The organism is Corynebacterium sp., assembly GCF_030532965.1.
In the GTDB taxonomy this organism is placed as follows: Bacteria; Actinomycetota; Actinomycetes; order Mycobacteriales; family Mycobacteriaceae; genus Corynebacterium.
Window position 1 is genome coordinate 22,096 of the sequence record NZ_JAUNKC010000037.1, and the last position, 9,321, is coordinate 31,416.

Genomic DNA, 9,321 nt, shown 5'->3' on the forward strand with positions numbered 1-9,321 from the left:
CCCGAGATTCTTTTTAAGAATTTTGGGGTTGACGTGCGTTTTCACCGAGGTGGCGGAGGAGACATCTACAGTAACTGCAAAGGCAGGTTTGTCATTTTTATTCCCGTCAATCCGGAAATCAAGGTGGTGCTGCGAAAGTCACGATCCCATCTCAGGAACGGATTTGAGGAATCACAGTGTGCGGCAAAGTTACGGTTACGTGAAGAAACTTGAAAGGAACTGGCTGAAACCGTCTTTGCACGAGGTAGGAAAACCGAAAGATTCTTCCTTACCAGCCAACGCATGGGCGAGTTCTTCATAGGTAACTAAGCCTTTGCGTGCAGCATCAGCAATGAGCATTCGTAGGCGATACGGCTCGTGGCCCGTGGTGGAGAGGTCGAAAAGTGTGCGTGCTGGCGTTGTTATGGGAATTTCGCACGTCGGGTGAATAGTGCACTAGTCCGGGGTGAGCGTTGCAATGTGGTACTGGGAGTACGATAGGCGTGTCCGGATGCTTTGCGCGATAGTGAAGTGGCATTCTGAGTCTTCGAAGTCCCCAATTTCCCACAGTTGGGCTGCGGTTTCGTGGGACACAACTGCTTCTTTTTGCAGGTGTAGGTTGGCGGGCCGTTCACCAGCCACGAGGTCTCGACCCCACGCTAACCCAGTGTGCCCTTATCGTGGTTTCGGGTGTTAGGGGTGTGGATGAGGTCGCGTAAACACTAAATCTGATGAAGTGAAGTGACCCTTCTTCCGAGAGCTTGTGAAGCAGTGGTAGATCCACACCATGCTTTTCGGTTTGGTCATATGTAACTAAGTCCTATTGTTCTAAGGCCAAGCCGTTGATGATTTCTAGTGCCTCTGAACGCTCCATGGCACAAAAGTTATCGCATAAGTACTTTTTGCGACACGGATTGTAAAAATACTGGCCGCCAAAAGAACGAATGCGTACAGTTCTTACACCCCGCCCTCAAGTGCCCCCCATTGAGGCACAGAGGGTGAACGGTGCAATTCTGTTGTCAGATAGGGAAGCTTAGGTTGCAGAATAAGTTGGTGGTTTTGTACTACGTTGTATTATTTTGTGCTTTTGTGTATGCTTGCTTCCAGAGAAGGTAAGGACAAGGTCCCTTGCCATTGCGGTGAAGAGGTCTACAGAACATTTTGCGTCTGTAGGCCTCTTCGTTCATAGCGGCCTCTTTTTATATGTAGCCCGTACTGTGCTTGTGCTGGTGACCCAGTCTCGAAGCACTGGATTGATGCTTCCTAATAACTGAAAAGAATTTTGAATGTAGTCGAGGATATCGATGTTGAGAAGGCTATCCATGTGTGAAACTCGGTTACGAAGGCTGTGTAGATGGACGACGCGCCAGTAGGTTTTTCACCGTGTGGATCATCCTCACAGGGAAAGGCGTTCTTTATTGCTTCGTTCCAGAGTCGTTCGCGATTGAGATTCTCTGTTTTGGCGGGATCTGCGTTGGTTGCGTGGTTGGGTAAAAGGTCTTTCCACATTCCAAACATAGTGTGTGCGAGCACATCGTCATGAGTTATTGGTTGTCCATGACGAGGATGAGTAGGGTGACGCCGATCTGCGGCGTTTTGAGCACGACCGAGAGCACTTTTTCGTTTCCCTTGTGTAAGACTACGTAAGGGGCTAGCAGGTTCTTCCAGAAGCCAGCTTCTTTCGCTTCCTAGTTCATTGTTGTTCCATTTTTGCAGCTGGGCATCGATTGCATTTCGTAGAAAAACTTCCGTGATCCCTAAGGTTTTTTGAATCGAAGCGGACATTTCAATATTCCATTCGTAGAGGGAAAGCGCGTTTTTCCTATGGTCTTGGCTGGCTAGGAGATATGGCTCCATACGTGCTTTGCCTAATGCATTGATAATGGTTTCTCGTGAGTTGTTTTTCATGTATTAATAATCGCACTTCCCATCCGCGCACGGCCTAGTTTTCCACGCCCAGATCACGGTGATGCCAAGTGCTGCAAGTGAGGCGGCGGCGAGGTAGGGCTGGATGGGTTGCCACACGCCAAGCGCCCCGGAGGTGCCGAGGATGAGGAGCACAATTTTGTTGCAGACGGGGCAGGCGATGGCGAAAAGTGTGCCGGTTATGCCCAGCGCTATGGGTGTTTGCTGCTTGTCGACGCCCCGTTTCGGCAGTCCCGCCCATGCGGCGGTCAGGAGTGTTGTGGCTAGAAGGACGGGGAGTTCCCACGAACGCACGGGTACGTCGCGGCCGAAGATGGGGTTGGGGATGATGTCGGTGGGTAGCCCTAAGATGATAAAGGTGGCGGCTGCCCATATGAGGGCGCGAACGAGGTTGAAGTGGGGTGTTTGGGTTCCCACATGTGTGCTGGTTTCCATGCGTGTTTTAGGGTTCCTCCCAGTTGAAAGCGGTTGTTATTATTTCTACTCGTTTGGTGAGGTCGGCGATAATACGCCCGGTGAGCGCCGTGAGTTGTTCATCGGTGATTCCCACCCGTGCGGGAATGGTGTGGTTGACTGCAGCAAATGCCCCGTCCTCGTTGTCTGCGAAATCAAGGCTGTAGTTTCCCAGAAGATTGCTGGGTTGGTTGTGGGTATCGACCCAGGCGAAAACCTCGTCGAGGTTTTTAAAGTCGTGGTAGTCGTCGGGTAATTCCCAGTACAAGTGTTGAATGACGAAGCAGTATTGCAGCAGTTCATTGCGCAGTTCGACGGTGAGTTCGTGTCCATTGAGGAAGGCGTAAAGGATAGGGTAATCCGCTAACTGTTCGGCATCTACACCATTTGCGGCGAGTGCCGCCGAGACGCGTTCAAGGGTGATGGGGGTTGGGTTCATGATTGTTCTCGAATGTAGTTGGGGAATTTCTCTTCTAGTGTTTGCTGAATTTCTAGGCAGCACTGGAAGACGTAGAGCAGCATGTCGGAGATTTGTTCGTCGGTGAACTCTCTGTCGATTGGCCAGTCATAGGTGGTGTGCACGGAGATTTCATCAGGTCTGGTCACATCGGTGAAACACCCGGAAAGCCAACCGTCATAGTTGAGGGTGTGTACTTTGCGCCTAAGTTTTGCTTTCTTCTTCGGTTTCAGCCCAACCCAGGTCCACTTGCTTTTAAACCGCAGTAGTTTCGCCTCATGGTCGATGGTGATAAAAAGGCTGGCGGTTTCGGCGGGGAGTTTCAGCGTGTTGGGGCCGTGGGTTATGTAATCGGTGTCGTTGGCTTCGAGTATTTTCTGTAGGCGCTCAAGGTCCATTGTTAGCTCTCCTCGATGTGGCAGGGGTTGGTTGCGCGCAAGAAAGTGGCGGTGACGTGCGCGTATCCCTGGATGGTCAGTGCTAGGTCTTCGAGGTGGAGGTGTTCGTCGTGGGAGTGTAACTGGCCGTGGGCGTGGCCGAGGCTTCGGCCTACAGCGTGGACGGCGAAACCGTAGCCGACCCCGCCGAGTTGCCTGGCGAACCGCAGGTCGGAGCCACCGGCGGCTACCATGGGCAGCACTTGAGCCTGCGGGAAGAAGGACACTAGTGTGTTTTCTAGGCAGCGATAGAGGGGAGTGTCGGTGGGGGATAAGGTGGCGTCTTCGCAGATGAGGCGCTCAACCTCAACTGTGTCTGCGAGGTCGCCGAGGGCGTCGAAAAGCACGGCGTCAACGTCGTCTTGGCTGTGGCCGGGTAGGGGGCGGATATCCATTTCCAACCATGCGTGGGAGGGGAGGACGTTGATGGCTTGGCCTGCGCGCAGCACGGTTTGGGCGATGGTTAGGTGCGAGACGGCATCGCCGTAGGCGGCGAGTTCCCCCAGCGTGCGGTAGCTTTCCTCGTTGCCTGCTTTGAGTGCTGCGGTGGTGGCTTCATCGAAGCGGAACGCCTCAACGAATCCTTGCCAGATTTCCGAATCGGTGACCTGGGGCTTGGCTAACGCTATACGACGCGCGACCTCCGCTATCGTCACGATTGCGGAATCTTTACCGTAGGGGACCGACCCGTGACCGGGGTCGCCGTGGACGTGGATGCGGCGCTGCGCGGCACCTTTTTCACCCACATAGACGATGAGCGAATCGGAGCCGTCCTGGCCCAGAATGTGGGAACCGCCGGTTTCCGACAGGCAGTTCTTCCAGCTAAACGCATCTGGGTGGTTTTCTTTGAGCCACTTCGCGCCGAGTCCGCCGCGTGCTTCTTCGTCGGCAAGTGCGACGAAGTGCAGGGTGCCTGCATTCGTCTTGGTGCGCGCAACCTCCCGGGTGATGGCGGCCATCGTGGCGGTGATAAATAGCATGTCAACGGTGCCGCGGCCGTAGATGATGCCGTTTTCGATCAGTGCCTCAAAGGGCGGTTTGGTCCACTTTGCCTCATCGACGGGGACCACGTCGGTGTGCCCGAGGAACGTCAGGGGTTCGGCTTCAGGGTCGTTGCCTTCGACGGTGACCACAAGTGAGGTGCGGCCAGGTTCAGGTTCGTAGCGGGTGATGGTGATGGCGTCGGCGACGTCGGCAAAGAATGCGTCAAGGGTGTTTGCATTGCGCACTTCTTGGCCGGAGCCGGGTGTGAAGTCGTTGACGCAGGCGTTGCGCACAAGTTGTTGGAGCAGGTCAAGGGTGTCGCGGTAGAGAGCGGTGTGGGCGAAATCGTTGAAGGGGATGATCGTCGGCGCGTGCATGGTGTCTACTTTATTGGAAAATTTTTGAAGTTTTTGCGTAAAATCCCCGCCCGCTAAACGATGTTCAGCTACACTTCTTGAACGGCGCTCAAGTTTTATGGTTTTCGTGACGCGCCAACCAGCCCAAAGGAGACACCCATGACCGATATTCTCGACATCGCCCGCACCAAAGTACTAGAACAAGGAATTGGCCTAGCCAAGGACGAAGTTCTTAAAGTGCTGGAACTAGAAGAATCTCGCATTCCGGAACTCCTGGAACTGGCACACCAAGTCCGCCTCAAGTGGTGCGGCGAAGAAGTAGAGGTCGAAGGTATTATCTCGCTGAAAACCGGCGGCTGCCCCGAAGACTGCCACTTCTGCTCCCAATCCGGCCTCTTCCAATCCCCCGTGCGTTCCGCCTGGCTGGACATCGCGGGACTGGTGGAAGCGGCAAAGCAAACCCAAAAGTCCGGTGCCACGGAATTCTGCATCGTCGCCGCCGTGAAAGGCCCCGACGAGCGACTCATGTCCCAACTGGAAGAAGCCGTCGCCGCCATCAAAGCGGAGGTGGATATTGAGGTGGCGGCCTCCGTCGGCATTCTCACCCAAGAACAAGTCGACCGGCTGAAGGCCGCGGGCGTGCACCGCTACAACCACAACCTCGAAACCGCCCGCTCCTTCTTCCCGAACGTCGTGACCACCCACTCCTGGGAATCGCGCCGGGAAACCCTGCGCATGGTTGCCGAAGCCGGAATGGAAGTCTGCTCCGGCGGCATCCTCGGCATGGGCGAAACCCTCGAACAGCGCGCCGAATTTGCCTGCGATCTTGCCGAACTCAACCCCACCGAGGTTCCCATGAACTTCCTCGATCCGCGCCCCGGCACCCCATTTGCTGACAAGGAAGTGATGGAAACCGCCGACGCACTCCGCGCCATCGGTGCGTTCCGACTGGCCTTGCCTAAAACCATCCTACGATTCGCTGGCGGCCGCGAGCTCACCCTCGGTGACCTCGGAACTGAACAGGGTCTGCTCGGTGGCATCAACGCGGTGATCGTGGGTAATTACTTGACGACGCTGGGCCGCCCAATGGAAGAAGACCTGGATATGTTGGGCAAGCTCCAGATTCCGCTCAAGGTGCTAAACGCCAGCGTATAAGTAATAAGCGACGGAAAACTGTATGTCTCAAGAACTTCTCGAAGCCTTGCTCGCCGGTGACGCACCGGTGTTCCACCCTAATACCGGCCAGGAAGTCGCCAGCGGGGAGGAGATAATTCTCTCACCTTCTGCGCGCGCCGGCCTGGAAGCGCCCCGCTTTTGTCAGCTGTGCGGGCGACGCATGGTGGTACAGGTGCGTCCCGACGGGTGGGACGCCCGTTGCTCCCGACACGGCGAAGTCGATTCGGTGTATTTGGGGCGTCGATAATCGCCATTACCTGCCGATATGGCAAGCCTTTGTTTGCTTTCCGGCACCTACCACATAGTGCTTAGATGGATATCTAAGCACTATTTTTATTCGGTGAGGCGGTGAAAGACATGACCAGCGGCACTCGGTTTCATCCACACGAGGCGCATATCGATTCCGCGGGCAAACTCAATTGGCTGCGCGCCGGTGTGCTCGGGGCTAATGATGGCATTGTGTCTGTGTCGTGCATTCTGTTAGGCATCATCGCCGCGGGTGGGCAGCGCCACGAGATCATGCTTGTTGCTATTGCCGCCATCGTTTCCGGTGCGGTTTCTATGGCCTTGGGCGAATACGTTTCCGTATCCGCCCAGCGGGATTCGGAACGGTTTTTCATAGCGAAAGAAACCGAAGAACTTGAGACAATGCCCGATGAAGAGCACGAGGAATTGGTGGCGATTCTGTGTGGCTATGGCATCGCTGCCGAAACCGCACATGCGGCCGCCCGCCAGATTCATGCGGCGAATCCCCTTCATGCCCACCTGCGGTTGGAATTGGGAATCGACCCGGAAGAACTCACTAATCCCTGGGCGGCGGCACTTTCTTCCGCAGTCTCCTTCATTGTGGGTGCGCTTTTACCCAGTATCGCCGCATTGGTTTTCGGCGCCGGGATAGTAGCTGTAGTCACGCTAATGACCCTGGCGCTCACCGGCTTTATTTCCGCGAAGCTTTCTGGCACGTCGACGTCTCGTGCGATGCTTCGCCTAGTGGTTGGCGGCGCGTTAGGCTTAGCCATCACCTATGGTGCCGGGGTGCTTTTTGGGGTTTCTGGTTAGTCGGTGAGGTTTGCTTTCCGTCACTGTCGTTCCGGCATAAGCAACGAGATGATCGCTCCGCACAACCACGCCGATCTTTCTATAGAGCAATTAACCTGACTACAAAATTCCCCACTGAGAGGCGTTCGCCTCTTTTCAGGACCAAGCTGACACTATCAGCGTAAAAAACATGCGTGCAGAAAGACCCATCAATCGCCACGAATTGATGGGGAAGAAATATGGACGACATCTAGTGATGATGAATATATTTATTACCATTTGGTCAAATCTGCTATAGGCTACATGTCGTCATGCAAAGTTTCTTATATATCCTTTCGTCTAAAACGTAGCAACATTCACCCCACTATCCAGCGCTCCCTTTTCCATTTTATGCCCTAATCGTTCCCGAGGGGTTTTTCTTGTCAGGATTTTTGGTGATTAAGCTGCTAAATGGCAAAGGGTGGTTGTGTTGCGTGCGATGGGTGTGATGCTACATGCACTGTATCCTGATGAGAAAATCTTGGTGAATTACTCATCTTTATTGTGGTTGATAGCCGTCATAGCAGCGCGGAACTTAGAGGGGGAATCTAGAAGAGTTCGCAGCGTGAATGGTGGTGGGTGGAAGTATGAGATTTTGCATATAATAGGTTACGGAGACCTGTGGGGCGGGCAAATGTCATGTGTAGATGGTCCACAGCATTCAAGCGGCGTCACCGGTTCCCCTTCGTTGCCGTCGCCGTAGTAGCAATCATTTTCATCGTCCGGTAACTCAATCACGCCAAAACTCCGCCCGGAAAACCTCACATTCCTTGGCTTTAATGCAATTTTCAAGGCGAAGCGGGATGCGGCGCAAAAACCTCCTATATACCTAAAAGGTATGTTACTATTAGGTATATAGGAGGTTGATATGGGCAAAATAATTTTGGGAATTTTGATGATTAACGGAATGACTGCTTATGAAATCCGCATGACGATACGAAATTATTTTCAATCGATGTGTAGCGACAGTCTCGGGAGTATACAGGCAGTGCTGAAAAAATTATTGTCCCAAAATCTTGTTACCTGCGAAGAGCTCGTTGAGAACGGAGTAAATAAAAAGAAGTATTCGATTACTGATATGGGATGCGAAAGCTTGCTTGATTGGCTTCGAACCCCAATCGATGTTTCTAAAACAAAAAATATTGACTTTGGAAAACTGCTTTTTATGGGATATGTGCCGAAGTCGGAACGTCTGGTTCTTATTGATGAAACCATCGCCAGCATTGAAGTTGAGCTCAAGGAATTGAGACAAATCGAGGAAATGGTTCTGCAAAGCGGAGAAAAAGAAGAGGTTACTTCCTATTTGAAAGAATCGCGACATGTAACCGAGATGTTAAACAGACATACCAAAATGCAGTCAATTTCGGAAATGGTCGAAAGTATAGCCTATTTTGAGATGGCGGCATTGAAGCTCGGTATCGGAAATTTGGAATTTTATTTGGATTGGTTTAACACCCTCAAGGAGGAAGTTTTGAATCAATCAATATGAGAAAATTCACTGACCGAAAATCTTAATTAAAAACAGGAATATAAAATGAATGACATTCGAAGAATTAAGCGCAATATTACAGCTCTTGCGGTACTCAGTGCATCGAGTGGATGGATAGGGTATCTGATTGACAAGTTAATGAATAATGCGAACTACGAAAACGTTGGGACTCTATCCGGTCAGCAATCACTCGGAATGCTAATATGGCTAGTGTCTCCATTGATCTTCACCATCATTCTTCGTAGCTTTGCTGGAGATGGGTGGAAAAACTCTGGATTTGCATTTCATTTCCAGGAGAATAAAAAATTTTATCTTATCGGTTTTTTGGTCTACCCGGTGATAACATTCGTCGTCGTTTTGGTAGGAAATAGTGTGGGTGGAATTACGTTCTCTGGTGTGGGGATCGGAATTTCAACTTATGTTTCGATTCTACTTGCTCAAATGGTATTCCAATTTGCAAAAAATCTGTTTGAAGAATTCGTGTGGCGAGGGTATTTAACAAATCAACTGTTGAAACTGAATTTTTCGGACATAAAGCTATATGTAATTATCGGATTTATATGGTGGATATGGCATTTGCCTTACATTATGATATTTTTATCGGAAGAGGAAATACAAAATATTTTGCCGGTGGGACGATTAGCTTTTTTCTTAATCGGAATGGTGGTTGTAACTAGTTGGACGGTCATGTACACCGAAATCTTCAGAATAACAAAGTCGGTTTGGCCGCTCGTAATTGCACATACGATGGAAGACGCCCTCATTAATCCCCTACTTTTATACGGAATTATTTCAGTAGAAAAAAGCCAAGCTTTTCTCTTCTCGCTTTCGGTGGGAATTGTTCCAACGGCACTATATCTTATAGTAGGGATTTGCATTCGAAATTGGCGAATCAAAAATATGAAAAATCGCTTGATAATGCCTACAGGATGAATGAGGTTTTCTCACCAGAGCTTCTTGTGGTTGAGGCGTAGGACAACAAGTGCG

The 9,321-nt window shown here is 51.5% G+C and carries 12 protein-coding genes; 5 read left to right on the plus strand and 7 right to left on the minus strand.

What is annotated here, in order from left to right:
- Positions 1 to 195 precede the first annotated feature (195 nt).
- The 7 genes from Q4D85_RS13270 to Q4D85_RS13300 all read right to left on the minus strand — a co-directional run bounded on the left by Q4D85_RS13270 (position 196) and on the right by Q4D85_RS13300 (position 4,613).
- Entirely contained in the window at positions 196 to 339 is a 144-nt protein-coding gene (locus Q4D85_RS13270) for a hypothetical protein (protein ID WP_303201107.1), read from the minus strand.
- A gap of 96 nt (positions 340 to 435) precedes the next feature.
- Positions 436 to 621, minus strand: a complete 186-nt coding sequence (locus Q4D85_RS13275; RefSeq protein ID WP_303201109.1) for a hypothetical protein — start codon at positions 619 to 621, stop codon at positions 436 to 438.
- A 621-nt stretch (positions 622 to 1,242) separates the two neighbouring features.
- Positions 1,243 to 1,887, minus strand: a complete 645-nt coding sequence (locus Q4D85_RS13280; RefSeq protein WP_303201111.1) for a hypothetical protein — start codon at positions 1,885 to 1,887, stop codon at positions 1,243 to 1,245.
- Positions 1,888 to 1,890: 3 nt separating this feature from the next.
- Positions 1,891 to 2,340: a hypothetical protein gene (locus Q4D85_RS13285; protein WP_303201113.1), complete on the minus strand. Its 450-nt coding sequence runs from the start codon at positions 2,338 to 2,340 to the stop codon at positions 1,891 to 1,893.
- 7 nt (positions 2,341 to 2,347) lie between these two features.
- A complete protein-coding gene (locus Q4D85_RS13290) occupies positions 2,348 to 2,797 on the minus strand; it encodes a hypothetical protein (RefSeq protein WP_303201118.1) in 450 nt (149 codons plus the stop codon).
- The gene (locus tag Q4D85_RS13295; RefSeq protein ID WP_303201120.1) at positions 2,794 to 3,213 is read right to left on the minus strand and encodes a YbjN domain-containing protein; all 420 of its coding nucleotides are present in this window, start codon (positions 3,211 to 3,213) and stop codon (positions 2,794 to 2,796) included. The genes Q4D85_RS13290 and Q4D85_RS13295 overlap by 4 nt, the downstream gene beginning before the upstream one ends.
- A 2-nt stretch (positions 3,214 to 3,215) precedes the next feature.
- Positions 3,216 to 4,613 carry a M20/M25/M40 family metallo-hydrolase gene (locus Q4D85_RS13300; RefSeq protein ID WP_303201122.1) on the minus strand — a complete coding sequence of 466 codons (1,398 nt, stop codon included), beginning with the start codon at positions 4,611 to 4,613 and terminating at the stop codon, positions 3,216 to 3,218.
- A 138-nt stretch (positions 4,614 to 4,751) separates the two neighbouring features.
- On the opposite strand from Q4D85_RS13300, the gene bioB reads away from it, so the two are divergent.
- From bioB to Q4D85_RS13325, 5 genes are all read left to right on the plus strand, one after another.
- On the plus strand, positions 4,752 to 5,747 hold the full coding sequence (bioB, locus tag Q4D85_RS13305; protein ID WP_303201123.1) for a biotin synthase BioB: 996 nt from the start codon (positions 4,752 to 4,754) through the stop codon (positions 5,745 to 5,747).
- A gap of 22 nt (positions 5,748 to 5,769) precedes the next feature.
- Positions 5,770 to 6,015: a hypothetical protein gene (locus tag Q4D85_RS13310; protein WP_303201124.1), complete on the plus strand. Its 246-nt coding sequence runs from the start codon at positions 5,770 to 5,772 to the stop codon at positions 6,013 to 6,015.
- 110 nt (positions 6,016 to 6,125) lie between these two features.
- Entirely contained in the window at positions 6,126 to 6,827 is a 702-nt protein-coding gene (locus Q4D85_RS13315; protein WP_303201125.1) for a VIT family protein, read from the plus strand.
- Between the two features lie 886 nt (positions 6,828 to 7,713).
- Positions 7,714 to 8,334 (plus strand): PadR family transcriptional regulator, encoded by a 621-nt coding sequence (locus Q4D85_RS13320; protein WP_303201127.1) that lies wholly within the window; start codon positions 7,714 to 7,716, stop codon positions 8,332 to 8,334.
- A gap of 45 nt (positions 8,335 to 8,379) precedes the next feature.
- A complete protein-coding gene (locus Q4D85_RS13325; RefSeq protein ID WP_303201129.1) occupies positions 8,380 to 9,267 on the plus strand; it encodes a CPBP family intramembrane glutamic endopeptidase in 888 nt (295 codons plus the stop codon).
- The last annotated feature ends 54 nt before the right edge of the window (positions 9,268 to 9,321 follow it).